Consider the following 13,733-nt stretch of genomic DNA (forward strand, 5'->3'; position numbering starts at 1 on the left):
GCGAGCCAGGCCGAATGCGGAGCCGGGATCGTGATGCAGATGTCATATGCCGCTGATGCAGGCGGGCAGCAAGCCGGCAAGCTGCCCCGGCCGGCAATCGGCAAGGCGGGGAGCCCGCGCCCGTCTACCGCCTACCGCTTCCCGTCGAGCGTCTCCGAAGGCGATTCGCCGAACTTCTCCCGGTACGCGATCGCGAATCGCCCGAGATGCGTGAACCCGCAATCGAGCGCGATATCGGCGATCCGTCGCTCGGACACCGACCCGCGCAGCAACTCCCGCGCATGCTCGAGCCGCGTCGCGCGCAGGTATTGCATCGGGCTCATCCCGCGGAACTGCAGGAAAGCGTCGCGCAGCGTCCGCTCCGGCACGTTGGCGGCCTGGACGATATCGGCGAGCTGCAGCGGTTGCGCGTAGTGCGCGTTCACGAACTCCTGCGCGCGCCGCACGAAGCCCGGTGCGGGATCCTGGCGCGCGCTCGGCGCCGACGGCGGGTGGCCTTCGATCAGCAAATCGATCAGCAGATGCTCGAGCTGCGACGCGACGCGCGGGTTCGCGTTCGCCCGTTCGAGCAGCGCCGGCGAGCGGGCGACGAGCATCAACTGCTGGCGCCACGCGGTGAGCGCGGCATCGCTGATGTGCAGCACGGGGTCGAGCACCGCGCGCGGGTCGCCGGTCAGCGAGCCGACGGTCGCGGCATCGATGCGCAGCACGAACTGCTCGCAATCGGCAGACAGCACCGCGTCGAAGCGCTCGCCGGGCGCGCACAGCACGCCGGTCTGCCCGTCGACGCCGAGCCGGCGCCCCATCGCGTGGACTTCCGCCTGCCCGGACAGGCAGAACATCAGCAGGTAATAGCCGTCGACGGCGTCGACCTGCACGCGCATCGCGTCGCCGAACGCGATGGTGCCGATCCCGAGCCCGCCGAGCCGCACGAAATCCATGTGCGACGCGCCTTGCACGCGGCCGCTCGGCAGCAGCGCATGCGGCTGCATCACGCGCGAGATCCGCTCGCGCGTCTCGTCGAGATCGCGGGATTCGAACAGCCGGTGCGCACGCAGCGCAAGCGGCTCGAACGACGTTGGGGACATGGGCATCGGCCTTGGTATGAACGACGGGCGCTTCGATCCGACGAATGGGTCGCGATCGTGCGCGGGTCGCGTGTGTCGCCATGCTAGCGCAGAAATCCGCCGAAAGTGGATATTGCGCCGCCGCAATCGCACTTTCCGGATAGACGCCGAATATTAGCTTTTCAAAAATCGCCTCCATGCAATCAACGAAACGGAACCAGAAGGAGTCCGACATGGAGCAGACAGAATCGCCCGTCGTATTCGCCGCGCGCGACGACGCGTCCGATGTGCGCTTTCCGCACGACGACGGCTCGCGCGTGCCGTACAAGGTCTTCAGCTCGCGCGCGGTCTACGATCGCGAGCAGGAACGCATCTTCCGCGGCCCGACCTGGAACTTCGTCGCGCTGGAAGCGGAAATCCCGAACGCCGGCGACTTCAAGAGCACGTTCGTCGGCGACACGCCGGTCGTCGTCACGCGCACCGAGGACGGCACGCTGTCCGCATGGGTGAACCGCTGCGCGCACCGCGGCGCGCAGGTGTGCCGCAAGTCGCGCGGCAACGCGAGCTCGCACACGTGCGTGTACCACCAGTGGAGCTTCGACAACCAGGGCAACCTGCTCGGCGTGCCGTTCCGGCGCGGCCAGAAGGGGATGACCGGGATGCCGGCCGACTTCGACCCGAAGCAGCACGGGCTGCGCAAGCTGCGTGTCGACAGCTATCGCGGGCTCGTGTTCGCGACCTTCAGCGATGACGTGGCGCCGCTGCCCGACTATCTCGGCGAGCAGATGCGCCCGTGGATCGACCGGATCTTCCACAAGCCGATCGAGTATCTCGGTTGCACGCGCCAGTATTCGAAGTCGAACTGGAAGCTGTACATGGAGAACGTGAAGGATCCGTATCACGCGAGCATGCTGCACCTGTTCCATACGACCTTCAACATCTTCCGCGTCGGGATGAAGGCGCGCTCGATTCCGGATGCGAACCACGGGCTGCACAGCATCATCACCGTGACGAAGACGGGCGACGACACGTCGGCCGCGTACAAGCAGCAGAACATCCGCTCGTTCGACGAGGGCTTCCATCTGGAAGACGAATCGATCCTCGATCTCGTGTCGGAATACGACGAGGACTGCACGAACCATATCCAGCCGATCTTTCCGCAACTCGTGATCCAGCAGATCCACAACACGCTGGTCGCGCGCCAGATCCTGCCGAAGGGGCCGGACAACTTCGAGCTGATCTTCCACTTCTTCGGCTACGCGGACGACACGCCCGAACTGCGCGCGCTGCGCATCAAGCAGGCGAACCTGGTCGGGCCGGCCGGCTACATCTCGATGGAAGACACCGAGGCGACCGAACTGGTGCAGCGCGGCACGGTGCGAGATGCGGATGCGACGTCGGTGATCGAGATGTCGCGCGGCAACCCGGACCAGCAGGACACGGTGATCACCGAAAGCCTGATCCGCAAGTTCTGGGTCGGGTACCAGAAGCTGATGGGCTATTGAAGCGGGAGCGCGGAACGATGGAAAACCTGACGGAAGACATGAAGACGTGGTTCGAGATTTACATGCTCCAGAACCGCTACATCGGCCACCTCGACAACGACCGGCTCGAACACTGGCCGGAAATGTTCACCGAGGACTGCACGTACGAAATCGTGCCGAAGGAGAATGCTGATCTCGGGCTGCCGGTCGGGATCGTCCACTGCACGAACCAGCGGATGCTGCGCGACCGCGTGGTGTCGCTGCGGCACGCGAACATCTTTGAAGAGCACACGTACCGGCACATGACGTCGGGCCTCACGATCGTCGCGGAGCGCGACGGCGAGATCGACACCGAGAGCAACTACGTGGTCGTGCAGACGCGCAGCAACGGCGAATCGAACGTGTACCAGGCCGGCAAGTACTACGACACGGTCGTGCGCACGCCCGACGGGCTGCGCTACAAGACCAAGCGCGTGATCTACGACACGTCGCGCGTGCAAACGCTGCTCGCCACCCCGATCTGACTGCGAAGGAAACGACATGACCGAAGCAACGCTCGCCGAATGGCATCCGCTGGGCGCATTCGACGAATTCTCCGAAGACGAACCGGCCGCGCGCGTCGCCGGCCAGAAGCCGATCGCGGTGTTCCGGATCGGCGACGAACTGTTCGCGATGCACGACCTCTGTTCGCATGGTCACGCGCGGCTGTCCGAAGGCTATGTGGAAGACGGCTGCGTCGAATGCCCGCTGCACCAGGGGCTGATCGACATTCGCACCGGTGCGCCGAAATGCGCGCCGATCACCGAGCCCGTACGGACGTATCCGATCCGGATCGTCGACGGTCAGGTGGAAGTCAATGTCGGCTGACCCGTTCGTGATCGTCGGCGCCGGCCACGCGGCGCGGCGCACGGCCGAGGCGCTGCGCGCGCGCGACGCCGACGCGCGCATCGTGATGATCGGCGCGGAGCGCGAGTTGCCGTACGATCGGCCCGCGCTGTCGAAGGACGCGCTGCTGGGCGACGGCGGCGAGCAGCGTGCATTCATCCGCGATGCGGCCTGGTATGACGCGCAGCGCATCGAGCTGCGGCTCGGCACGCGCGTCGACGCGATTGAGCGCGATGCGCAGCGCGTGCGGCTCGACGACGGCGCGACGTTGCCGTACGCCCGGCTCGTGCTCGCGACGGGCTCGCGCGTGCGTGCGTTCGGCGGGCCGGTCGACGAAGGCGTCGTCCCGCATTACGTGCGCACCGTTGCCGACGCGCGTGCGTTGCGCGCGCAGCTCGCGCCGGGGCGTCGCGTGGCGGTGCTCGGCGGCGGCTTCATCGGCCTCGAAGTGGCGGCCGCGGCACGCCAGCTCGGTTGCGACGTGACGGTGATCGACCCGGCTCAACGCTTGCTGCAGCGTGCATTGCCGGAAGTCGTCGGCGCGTATGCGCGGCAACTGCATGATGCACGCGGCGTGATCTTCCAGATGGCGACGCTGCCGCGCGCGATTCGCCGCGCACCGGGCGGCGGCGCGATCATCGAGACCGATCGCGGCGACGTGCCGGCCGATGTCGTCGTGATCGGCATCGGCGTCGTGCCCAACGTCGAACTTGCGCAGGCAGCCGGCCTCGCGGTCGACAACGGCATCCGTGTCGATGCGGGATGCCGGACGGCCGATCGCGCGATCTTCGCGGCGGGCGAGGTGACGATGCACTTCAATCCGCTGCTCGGGCGTCACGTGCGGATCGAGTCGTGGCAGGTCGCGGAGAATCAGCCGGCGGTCGCGGCCGCGAACCTGCTGGGCGCGGACGAAATCTATGCCGAGCTGCCGTGGCTGTGGTCTGATCAGTACGACTGCAACCTGCAGATGCTCGGGCTGTTCGGCGACGAGCGAACGACCGTCGTGCGTGGCGATCCCGTGAGCGGGCCGTTCACGGTGTTCGGGCTGGACGACGACGGGAAGATCGCCGCGGTGGCCGCGGCGAATCTGGGGCGCGACATCGGTGCATCGCGGCGCCTGATCGCGGCAGGCGCCGTGCCCGATCCGGCGAAGCTCGCCGATCCGGCGGTGAACCTGAAGACGTTTCTCTGAGGCAGTGCGCGAACGCGGCCGGCGCGGTCGTGTTCGCGTCGGGTAGCTGAAACGTCGAGGGAAACCTGTTCCGGACAACCTTTCCGGCTCGCGCCACGCGCGCGGGTTTGTCGCGGGCCGGCGATCGGTGCATATTAGCGGCATTGCCGTTTCACCGGTCGCCCATGACGCCAGACAAAGCCCTCGAACTGAAACGCAGCAAGCGCCGCGCGCTATGGCTGCTGCTGGCCGCGGTCGCGGTATTCGTCACGACGATCCTGCTGCCGCGCGGCCCGTGGGTCGACGGTTTCAAGGCGGTGGCCGAGGCCGCGATGGTCGGCGCGCTCGCCGACTGGTTCGCGGTCGTCGCGCTGTTCCGCCGCGTGCCGATCCCGTTCGTGTCGCGTCACACCGAAATCATCCCGAAGAACAAGGACAAGATCGCCGACAACCTCGCGGTGTTCGTGCGCGAGAAATTCCTCGGCCCCGACGCACTCGTCGCGCAGATTCGCCAGCACGATCCCGCACGGAAACTCGGCGCATGGCTCGGCGAGCCCGCGAACACCGACGCGCTCGGCGGCTACGTGACGAAGCTGATGAGCTTCGCGCTCGACATGACCGACGATGCGCGGATCCAGTCGTTCGTCCACGACGCGTTCCGCGCGGTGATCGACCGGATCGACCTGTCGCAGTCGGTGGGCGCGATCCTCGACACGCTGACGAAGGACGGCCGTCACCAGGCGTTGCTCGACGACGCGATCGGGCAGGTGGTCGACGTGCTCGACAAGGAAGAGAACCGTGAGGTGATCGCGGGCTTCATCGTCGAATGGCTGAAGACGCAATACCCGAAGGTCGAGAAGATCATGCCGACGCAGTGGTTCGGCGAGAACGGCGCGCGCATGCTGGCGAGCGCGGTGAGCCGCGTGCTCGAGGGCGTGGCGGCCGATCCGGAGCACGAATTGCGACAGCGCTTCGACCGAACGGTCGTGCGGCTCACCGAGCGGCTGAAGCATGACCCGGTGTTCATCGCGAAGGGCGACGAAATCAAGCGCTACATCCGCGACGGCGACGCGTTCAACGACTATGTACGCGATCTGTGGGACCAGTTGCGCGCATGGCTGAAGGCCGATCTTGCGCGGCCCGATTCGACGCTGCACCGGCAGGCCGCGACGCTCGGCGGCTGGCTCGGCGCGCGGCTCGCGGAGAGCCCGGCGCTGCGCGCGTCGCTGAACGAGCACATCGAGAAGGCCGTGCACGAGATGGCGCCGGATTTCGCGGATTTCCTGATGCGTCACATCCGCGATACGGTGCGCAACTGGGATGCACGCGAGATGTCGCGGCAGATCGAGTTGAACATCGGCAAGGACCTGCAGTACATCCGCATCAACGGCACGCTGGTCGGCGGGCTGATCGGGCTCGGGCTGTATCTGGTCTCGCTGGTGCCGCGCTGGGCGGCCGAGTGGTTGCATTGATGCGGGCGCGGCCGTCGCGCACGTGGCGCGCCGCCGTACGCCGCTGAATCAAGCGTGTGCCTTCGCGCCGTGCAGTTGCAGGCCGAGGGCCTTGATCACTTTCAGGATCGTGCCGAAGCTCGGATTGCCGTCGTGCGACAGCGCCTTGTACAGACCTTCGCGCGACAGGCCCGCATCGCGCGCGACCTGCGACATGCCGCGCGCGCGGGCGATCACGCCGAGCGCATGCGCGATGAAGGCCGGGTCGTCGCCGGCTTCCTGCAGACAGGCCTCGAAGTAGTCGGCCATGTCGTCGTCGGTTTTCAGGTGTTCGGCCGAATCCCACGGCCGGGTCTTGATCTTGTCCATCGATCACTCCAGGTCGAGCCGCTCGAGCATCGCGTGCGCGGCGCGGATGTCCGCCTGTTGCGTCGACTTGTCGCCGCCGCAGAGCAGGATCACCCATATCGTTCCGCGTCTGACGTAATAGACGCGATAGCCGGGGCCGTGGTCGACACGCATTTCGACGACGGGTGAGCCGGCGGATTTCCAGTCGCCCGGGTTGCCCATCGACAGACGGTCGATGCGCGCCTGGATGCGCCGCCGGGCGACGCGATCCTGCAGGCGGGCAAACCACGCGTCGAAGACGTCGGTAGTCCGGATACTGAATGTAGGCGCACTGTAGGACATGGATCGCGCTATGTCAACCATGGTTCACATGTTTGGTGAATGGAATCGGGGTGCGTCCAACAATAGGGCCGCGCGTGCCGTTTGAGGTCGAATTGGCCGTCAGGCCGATCCTTTCGCGCGGCCGGACCTGGCCATTCGGCCGAAGTCGGAATTCCGCGAATCCGTCTACAATCAAAAACGTCCTTGCCGCCCGTGCGTGCTTGCCGCGCGCGGGCGGATCCGTTTGTCCTCCTGCACAGGGAGGCACCGCCGTGGGTTGCGCGGCGGGCAGTGCCGTGGTCACCAGTAGGTAAGCGTCCGCGTGCCGTAGGCCGGCGCGCGTTCTGAACGTCGCGCGCTCGTAAGCCGGGCAAGCGGCATCAACCGAGAGTCCCCCATGAAAGCATCGGATCTGTTCGTGAAGGCGCTGGAAGCCGAAGGCGTCGAGTATGTGTTCGGCATCCCCGGCGAGGAAAACCTCGATCTGCTCGAATCGCTGCGGCGATCGAAGATCAAGCTCGTGCTGACCCGGCACGAGCAGGCGGCCGGGTTCATGGCCGCCACCTACGGCCGGCTGACGGGCCGCACCGGCGTGTGTCTCGCGACGCTCGGGCCGGGCGCGACCAACTTCGTGACGGCTGCCGCGTATGCGCAGCTCGGCGGCATGCCGATGCTGATGATCACCGGGCAGAAGCCGATCAAGTCCAGCAAGCAGGGGCACTTCCAGATCGTCGACGTCGTCGGCATGATGCAGCCGCTCACGAAGTTCACGCGACAGATCGTGTCGATCGGCAACATCCCGTCGGCGGTGCGCGAGGCGTTCCGTCGCGCGGAGGAGGAGCGTCCGGGCGCTGCGCACCTCGAACTCCCGGAGGACATCGCGCACGAGGAGGGCGACGGCAAGCCGATTCCGCGCAGCTACAGCCGGCGGCCGGTGGCCGAGGAGAAGGCGGTCGCGCACGCGGTCGACGCGATCCAGGCCGCGCGCCACCCGCTGTTGATGATCGGCGCGGGCGGCAATCGCAAGACGACCTGCAAGATGCTGCTCGAATTCGTCGACAAGACGGGCATCCCGTTCTTCACGACCCAGATGGGCAAGGGCGTGATCGACGAAACGCATCCGCTGTGGCTCGGCAACGCGACGCTGTCCGACGGCGACTTCGTGCACCGCGCGATCGAGCATGCGGACTGCATCATCAACGTCGGCCACGACGTGATCGAGAAGCCGCCGTTCTTCATGCGCACGGACGACAAGACCGTGATCCACGTGAACTTCCTCGGCGCGCAGGTCGATCCCGTCTACTTCCCGCAGATCGAGGTGGTCGGCGACATCGCGAACGCGGTGTGGCAGATGAAGGAGGCGATCGCGCCGCAGCCGCATTGGGATTTCGCGCGCTTCGCGATGATCAAGGAGCACTTCGACGCGCACCTGCAGAAAGGCCAGCACGACCCGCGCTTCCCGATGTATCCGGTGCGGATCGTGAACGACCTGTACAACGCGCTGCCGACCGACGGGATCGTCTGTCTCGACAACGGGATGTACAAGATCTGGTTCGCGCGCTACTGGCGTGCACATGAACCGAACTCGCTGCTGCTCGACAACGCGCTCGCGTCGATGGGCGCGGGCCTGCCGTCGGCGATCGCGACGAAGATCGTGCATCCGCAGCGCAAGGTGATCGCCGTGTGCGGCGACGGCGGCTTCATGATGAATTCGCAGGAACTCGAAACGGCCGTGCGGCTGAAGCTCGACATCGTCGTGATGATCCTGCGCGATGACGCGTTCGGAATGATCCGCTGGAAGCAGGAGAACATGAACTTCCCCGATTTCGCGATGACGCTGAAGAACCCCGATTTCGTGTCGTATGCGCAGAGCTACGGCGCGCACGGGCATCGCGTCGAAGCGGCCGACGATCTCGAGCCGCTGCTGCGCGACTGCTTCGCGACGCCGGGCGTGCACGTGATCGACGTGCCGATCGACTATTCGGACAACGAACGCGTGCTCAACCGCGAAATCAAGCGCCTGTCGGCGCAACTCTGAATCCGCAGTTCACCGGAAGGAGCGTTCCATGCTGAAGGATACCTATCCGTACTATCTGGCCAACGAGGCCGTCTACGCGAACACCGATCTGGAAGTGACCGACAAGTTCAGCGGCAAGGTCGCGACCCGCGTCGCGCTGGCCGACGCGAAGGCGATCGATGCGGCCATCGGCGCGGCGGTCGACGCCGCGAAGCCGATGCGCGAGTTGCCGGCGTACAAGCGTCAGGCGGTGCTCGACCACTGCGTCGCGCGCTTTCGCGAGCGATTCGACGAGCTGGCCGAGGCGCTGTGCATCGAGGCCGGCAAGCCGATCAACGATTCGAAGGGCGAAGTGACGCGGCTGATCGATACGTTCCGCGTCGCGTCCGAGGAATCGGTGCGCATCGACGGCGAGGTGATCAACCTCGAGATCTCGGCACGCGCGCAAGGCTACACCGGCTATACGCGGCGCGTGCCGATCGGCCCGTGCTCGTTCATCTCGCCGTTCAACTTCCCGCTGAACCTCGCCGCGCACAAGGTCGCACCCGCGTTGGCCGCGGGCTGTCCGTTCGTGCTGAAACCCGCGAGCCGCACGCCGATCGGCGCGCTGATCATCGGCGAGGTGCTCGCCGAAACCGACCTGCCGAAGGGGGCATTCTCGGTGCTGCCCGCGCATCGCGACGGCGCGGACCTGTTCACGACCGACGAGCGCTTCAAGCTGCTGTCGTTCACCGGTTCGCCGGCCGTGGGCTGGGCGCTCAAGGAGAAGGCCGGGAAGAAGAAGGTCGTGCTGGAGCTCGGCGGCAACGCGGCGGCGATCGTCGACGCGGACCAGCGCGAGCAGCTCGACTACGTGGTCGAGCGTCTCGCGTTCGGCGCGTATTACCAGTCGGGCCAGAGCTGTATCGGCGTGCAGCGGATCCTCGTGCATGCGGATCTGTACGACGCGCTGCGCGACAAGCTGATCGCGAAAACGCGTTCGCTGAAGATGGGCGATCCGAAGGATCCGTCGACGTTCGTCGGCCCGATGATTTCCGAATCCGAATCGCGCCGGCTGTCCGGCTGGATGGATGCGGCGGTCGCGGCGGGCGCGAAGATCGTCGCGGGCGGCAAGGTCGACGGCGCGATGTTCGAGGCGACACTGCTGGAAAACGTCGGTCGCGAACAGGACCTGTACCGCAAGGAGGCATTCGGTCCCGTCGCGATCCTCGAGAAGTTCGAGCGCTTCGACGATGCGCTCGCGCGCGTCAACGACAGCGACTTCGGGCTGCAGGCCGGCGTGTTCACCGATTCGCTCGCGCATGCGCAGCGCGCGTGGGACGAGCTGGAGGTGGGCGGTGTCGTGATCAACGACGTGCCGTCGTTCCGCGTCGACAACATGCCGTATGGCGGCGTGAAGGATTCGGGGCTCGGCCGCGAAGGGATCCGCTACGCGATCGAGGACATGACCGAGCCGCGCCTGATGGTCGTGCGGCGCCGCTAGCGCGACGGGCGGCGGCCTGACGGCTGACGGCACGCGGGCGGGCGATCGTGCCGGCCCGCGTGCCGTTTTCGTCTCGGCGCACGCCGACGGGCGCGGCGATGCCCGCCATTGCGTCATCGTGGCGGCACCGCGCGCCGTGCTTGCCGAACGCGCTCGACTGCCTGCATCGCATCGTGATGTAATCGCGCGAATTGGCCAACCGGGGTACGACACCGGCTGGCGTGCGCATTCATTCCTCACGAGGTCGATTCATGTCCCCCGTCTCGGCATTCAAGCTGGTTCTGTTGTCATTCCTCGCGATCGTCGCGCTCGAATACATCGCCAAGCGGTTGCGATTGCCGCCCGCGGCCGCGCTGCTGATCGGCGGCATCGGCATCGCGTTCATTCCCGGCCTGCCGCCGATCAACCTCGATCCGGAACTGGTGCTGCTCGTGTTCCTGCCGCCGCTGCTGATGGACGGCGCGTATTTCTCGGTATGGGAGGAATTCAAGCGCAACGTCGGCGGCATCATGATGCTCGCGATCGGCGCGGTGGTGTTCACGACGTTCGCGGTCGGTTTTGCCGTGCACTGGGTCGTGCCGTCGCTGCCGTGGGCCGCGTGCTTCGCGCTCGGTGCGATCGTGTCGCCGCCCGACGCGGTGGCCGCGAAGGCGGTGCTCGAACGCGTCGCGCTGCCGCGCCGGCTGATGGTGTTGCTCGAAGGGGAAAGCCTGTTGAACGACGCGGCGGGCCTGGTGCTGTTCCGCTTCGCGGTCGCCGCCGCGCTCACGGGCGCGTTCAGCCTCGAGCACGCGGTCGTGCGCTTCGCGGAACTCGGGCTCGGCGGTGTCGTGGTCGGCTTCCTGGTCGGCAAGCTCGTCGTGTGGTTCCTGAAGCTGCTTGATGACGACTATCTGGTGATCACCGTCGCGGTGATCGCCGGATGGATCGCGTATATCGCGGGCGAGATGGTCGAGGTGTCGGGCGTGATCGCGACGGTCACGGCCGGCATGATTGTCGGCTGGCATCAGCACGAGGTGTTCTCGGCGGCCGTGCGCACGCGCGGCACCGCGTTCTGGCAGGTCATCGTGTTCCTGCTCGAAGCGCTGGTGTTCGTGCTGATCGGGCTGTCGCTGCGCGGTGCGATCCACCGGCTCGGCGGTTTCGAGCAGGTGCTCGCGACGATGGTCCCGCCGGTGCTTGCGGTGCTGGTGGCGGTGATCGTGTCGCGCTTCGTCTGGATCTACGCGGTCGAGGCGCTGAAGGTGCCGGTGCGCGGGATCATTCGGCGTGGTGCCGCACCCGACTGGAAGGCCGCGACGATCATGAGCTGGGCCGGGATGCGCGGGGTCGTGACGCTGGCGATCGCGCTGTCGTTGCCGGAGGCGATGCCGGGCCGCGACGTGATCCTGGTCGCGTCGTTCGCGGTGATCCTCGTCACCGTGCTCATGCAGGGCACGACGATCGGGCCGCTGATCCGGCTGCTGCGCCTGCCTCAGCGCGAGGAGCGCGCCGCGCATCACCTGACCGAGCCGCAGGCGTGGGCGCACATCGAGGCCGCGCAGCTTGCGGCGATCCAGCCGCTGGTGCGCGACGAGAGCGGCAAGGTGATTCACCCGCGCCTGCTGGAGCAATACACGTATCGCGCGGAACTGACCGAGCGGGCGAAGAACGAGCCTGCTTATCCGGCGGAGGTACGCACCGCGCACTACGACGTCGTGCTGGCCGCGATCAAGGCCGGGCGTGCGGAATTGTTGCGTCTGCATCGTTCGGGCCGCATCCACGACGAGATGCTGCACATGCTCGAGCGCGATCTCGACCTGCAGGAAGTATCCGCGCAGCACGCGCGCGGGTAGCCGGCGGCGCGCGCGGGCCATGAACGCGCGGCCGCGTGGCCGCGTGGCCGCGCCGATCGTGTTCGTCGCGCGGCGCCGCGAGCCTTCGCGTCGCGCCGGTCCAGGCGCGGCGCACGATTTTTCCCCTCCCATCTCTTCCGATTCCGCCGCTTCGGAATCCGGCCCCAGAACGTTCGACGCGACGGCCTTGCAGCGCATGCAAACCTCGCGGTGCCGGCTTCGCAAACGTTATCGTCTTTCGCATCCGGAAATGATCTGATTTATCTGAATCCCGCTCTTTCACCATATTTGGCAAAACTAAACCGGAAGGAGATAGATGCTGTGTTCTAATTTCATTTAGAATCAGCCGGTTATCTTTATTGAGAGAAAGCGCGCGGAGGTAATGCGACCGTCGTCGGGGTGAATTCGGCGCTCGGATCCCCGCGAGGCAATGCCGACAGGCCAGATCGGCAACAACTGGCGGATTTCTCCGCCGCCAGTTTTAAGATGGCGTCCAAGTCGGATAAACAACTCCTATGAAAGAATCAATTGGAGATTTGGCGTTTGAAACGGTATTTATGAAAGAATCCAGCGGTGAAAATGCGCCGGATTGTCTGGAGTCGGGGCTATCGGTTCTGCTCGTCGACGATCAGCCGTTCGTCGGCGAGGTGATCCGCCGCGCGTTGCGCAGCGAGCACGATATCGACCTGCATGTGTGCACGGACGCACATCGGGCGATGGCGGTCGCGCGCGACGTGAAGCCGACGGTCATCCTGCAGGATCTCGTGATGCCGGAAATCGACGGCCTCGACCTTGTTCGCGCGTGGCGCGCGGACACCGACACCGCACGCGTGCCGATCATCGTGCTGTCGGCGAAGGAGGAGCCGATCGTCAAGCGCGAGGCGTTCATCGCCGGCGCGAACGACTACCTCGTGAAGCTCCCGGACGCGATGGAGCTGACCGCGCGCATCCGTTATCACTCGAATTCGTACCTGATGTCGCGCCAGCGCGACGAAGCGCTGGATTTCCTGTCGCACGACATGCGTTCGCCGCAGACGTCGATCCTCGCGCTGCTCGAGGTCTACCGGAGCGAGCACGGCGACATGCCGCCGATCATGGAGCGCATTGCCGGCCACGCACGGCGCGCGCTCGCGCTCGCCGACGGCTTCATCCACCTGACCCGCGCGCGGTCGGAACGCCGCGCGCACGAGGTCCTGAGTCTCAACGAGATCGTGCTCGACGCCGTCGACCAGCTGTGGGAGAAGGCGGCCGGATTCGGCAGCCGGGTATTTGCCCACGTGCCCGGCACCGAGTGCGTGACGATGGGCGACCGCATGATGCTCACGCGCGCGGTCGCGAACCTGATCGACAACGCGCTGAAGTACGGCCCGGCCGGCACGGACGTGCACTGCACGCTGAGCGACGACGACGGCGCGTGGCTGATCGGGGTCGAGGACGCCGGCTCCGGCATCGCGCCCGAGCAGCGCACGGCCGCGACCGAGTCGTTCGTGCGGCTCGAATCCGCGCATGGCGCGGCGCGCAGCGGCTTCGGCCTCGGGCTTGCGTTCGTCCGCGCGACGGCCGCGCGGCATCGCGGCCAGATCCTGATGCGCAATACGGCGCGCGGCTTCATGGTCGCGCTTCGGCTGCCGGCGCAAGCGGAGCGATGATTTCGCGGCGCGGCCGGCCGGT

General features: G+C 66.5%; 12 protein-coding genes. 9 read left to right on the forward strand and 3 right to left on the reverse strand.

Going from position 1 to position 13,733, the window contains the following annotated elements; all coding sequences use genetic code 11:
- Positions 1–131: 131 nt before the first annotated feature.
- Entirely contained in the window at positions 132–1,088 is a 957-nt protein-coding gene (gene andR, locus HWX22_RS10540; protein ID WP_175906604.1) for an anthranilate 1,2-dioxygenase regulatory protein AndR, read from the reverse strand.
- A gap of 212 nt (positions 1,089–1,300) precedes the next feature.
- On the opposite strand from andR, the gene andAc reads away from it, so the two are divergent.
- The 5 genes from andAc (at position 1,301) to HWX22_RS10565 (ending at position 6,079) form a co-directional block, all read left to right on the forward strand.
- Complete coding sequence (andAc, locus tag HWX22_RS10545; protein ID WP_059448779.1) at positions 1,301–2,572, forward strand: anthranilate 1,2-dioxygenase large subunit AndAc; 1,272 nt, start codon at positions 1,301–1,303, stop codon at positions 2,570–2,572.
- 17 nt (positions 2,573–2,589) lie between these two features.
- On the forward strand, positions 2,590–3,075 hold the full coding sequence (andAd, locus tag HWX22_RS10550; protein ID WP_059531699.1) for an anthranilate 1,2-dioxygenase small subunit AndAd: 486 nt from the start codon (positions 2,590–2,592) through the stop codon (positions 3,073–3,075).
- A gap of 16 nt (positions 3,076–3,091) precedes the next feature.
- Positions 3,092–3,418, forward strand: coding sequence for an anthranilate 1,2-dioxygenase ferredoxin subunit AndAb (gene andAb, locus HWX22_RS10555; RefSeq protein ID WP_039344765.1), 327 nt, complete (start codon positions 3,092–3,094; stop codon positions 3,416–3,418).
- Positions 3,408–4,628, forward strand: a complete 1,221-nt coding sequence (gene andAa, locus HWX22_RS10560) for an anthranilate 1,2-dioxygenase system ferredoxin--NAD(+) reductase (RefSeq protein WP_175915588.1) — start codon at positions 3,408–3,410, stop codon at positions 4,626–4,628. Before andAb ends, andAa begins: the two co-directional genes overlap by 11 nt.
- Before the next feature lie 164 nt (positions 4,629–4,792).
- Entirely contained in the window at positions 4,793–6,079 is a 1,287-nt protein-coding gene (locus HWX22_RS10565; RefSeq protein WP_175906600.1) for a DUF445 domain-containing protein, read from the forward strand.
- 48 nt (positions 6,080–6,127) lie between these two features.
- Here HWX22_RS10565 and HWX22_RS10570 read toward each other — a convergent pair whose 3' ends face one another.
- Both HWX22_RS10570 and HWX22_RS10575 read right to left on the reverse strand, forming a co-directional pair.
- Complete coding sequence (locus tag HWX22_RS10570; protein WP_006750245.1) at positions 6,128–6,427, reverse strand: addiction module antidote protein; 300 nt, start codon at positions 6,425–6,427, stop codon at positions 6,128–6,130.
- Between the two features lie 3 nt (positions 6,428–6,430).
- Positions 6,431–6,748, reverse strand: coding sequence for a type II toxin-antitoxin system RelE/ParE family toxin (locus HWX22_RS10575; protein ID WP_107938181.1), 318 nt, complete (start codon positions 6,746–6,748; stop codon positions 6,431–6,433).
- A gap of 376 nt (positions 6,749–7,124) precedes the next feature.
- On the opposite strand from HWX22_RS10575, the gene HWX22_RS10580 reads away from it, so the two are divergent.
- From HWX22_RS10580 to HWX22_RS10595, 4 genes are all read left to right on the forward strand, one after another.
- Complete coding sequence (locus tag HWX22_RS10580; protein WP_059531686.1) at positions 7,125–8,765, forward strand: acetolactate synthase large subunit; 1,641 nt, start codon at positions 7,125–7,127, stop codon at positions 8,763–8,765.
- A 28-nt stretch (positions 8,766–8,793) separates the two neighbouring features.
- On the forward strand, positions 8,794–10,227 hold the full coding sequence (locus HWX22_RS10585; RefSeq protein WP_059689501.1) for an aldehyde dehydrogenase family protein: 1,434 nt from the start codon (positions 8,794–8,796) through the stop codon (positions 10,225–10,227).
- A 251-nt stretch (positions 10,228–10,478) separates the two neighbouring features.
- On the forward strand, positions 10,479–12,062 hold the full coding sequence (locus HWX22_RS10590; protein WP_175915589.1) for a Na+/H+ antiporter: 1,584 nt from the start codon (positions 10,479–10,481) through the stop codon (positions 12,060–12,062).
- Positions 12,063–12,577: 515 nt separating this feature from the next.
- Positions 12,578–13,711 (forward strand): hybrid sensor histidine kinase/response regulator, encoded by a 1,134-nt coding sequence (locus HWX22_RS10595; protein WP_175915590.1) that lies wholly within the window; start codon positions 12,578–12,580, stop codon positions 13,709–13,711.
- Positions 13,712–13,733: the final 22 nt, after the last annotated feature.

Source organism: Burkholderia sp. BCC1638 (genome assembly GCF_902833195.1).
Lineage (GTDB): Bacteria > Pseudomonadota > Gammaproteobacteria > Burkholderiales > Burkholderiaceae > Burkholderia > Burkholderia diffusa.

What these genes read in the sequence shown, in the direction of transcription:
- andR (WP_175906604.1), bottom strand. Translation starts at nt 1,088, where the DNA reads ATGTCCCCAACGTCGTTCGAGCCGCTTGCGCTGCGTGCGCACCGGCTG.
- andAc (WP_059448779.1), top strand. Translation starts at nt 1,301, where the DNA reads ATGGAGCAGACAGAATCGCCCGTCGTATTCGCCGCGCGCGACGACGCG.
- andAd (WP_059531699.1), top strand. Translation starts at nt 2,590, where the DNA reads ATGGAAAACCTGACGGAAGACATGAAGACGTGGTTCGAGATTTACATG.
- andAb (WP_039344765.1), top strand. Translation starts at nt 3,092, where the DNA reads ATGACCGAAGCAACGCTCGCCGAATGGCATCCGCTGGGCGCATTCGAC.
- andAa (WP_175915588.1), top strand. Translation starts at nt 3,408, where the DNA reads ATGTCGGCTGACCCGTTCGTGATCGTCGGCGCCGGCCACGCGGCGCGG.
- HWX22_RS10565 (WP_175906600.1), top strand. Translation starts at nt 4,793, where the DNA reads ATGACGCCAGACAAAGCCCTCGAACTGAAACGCAGCAAGCGCCGCGCG.
- HWX22_RS10570 (WP_006750245.1), bottom strand. Translation starts at nt 6,427, where the DNA reads ATGGACAAGATCAAGACCCGGCCGTGGGATTCGGCCGAACACCTGAAA.
- HWX22_RS10575 (WP_107938181.1), bottom strand. Translation starts at nt 6,748, where the DNA reads ATGTCCTACAGTGCGCCTACATTCAGTATCCGGACTACCGACGTCTTC.
- HWX22_RS10580 (WP_059531686.1), top strand. Translation starts at nt 7,125, where the DNA reads ATGAAAGCATCGGATCTGTTCGTGAAGGCGCTGGAAGCCGAAGGCGTC.
- HWX22_RS10585 (WP_059689501.1), top strand. Translation starts at nt 8,794, where the DNA reads ATGCTGAAGGATACCTATCCGTACTATCTGGCCAACGAGGCCGTCTAC.
- HWX22_RS10590 (WP_175915589.1), top strand. Translation starts at nt 10,479, where the DNA reads ATGTCCCCCGTCTCGGCATTCAAGCTGGTTCTGTTGTCATTCCTCGCG.
- HWX22_RS10595 (WP_175915590.1), top strand. Translation starts at nt 12,578, where the DNA reads ATGAAAGAATCAATTGGAGATTTGGCGTTTGAAACGGTATTTATGAAA.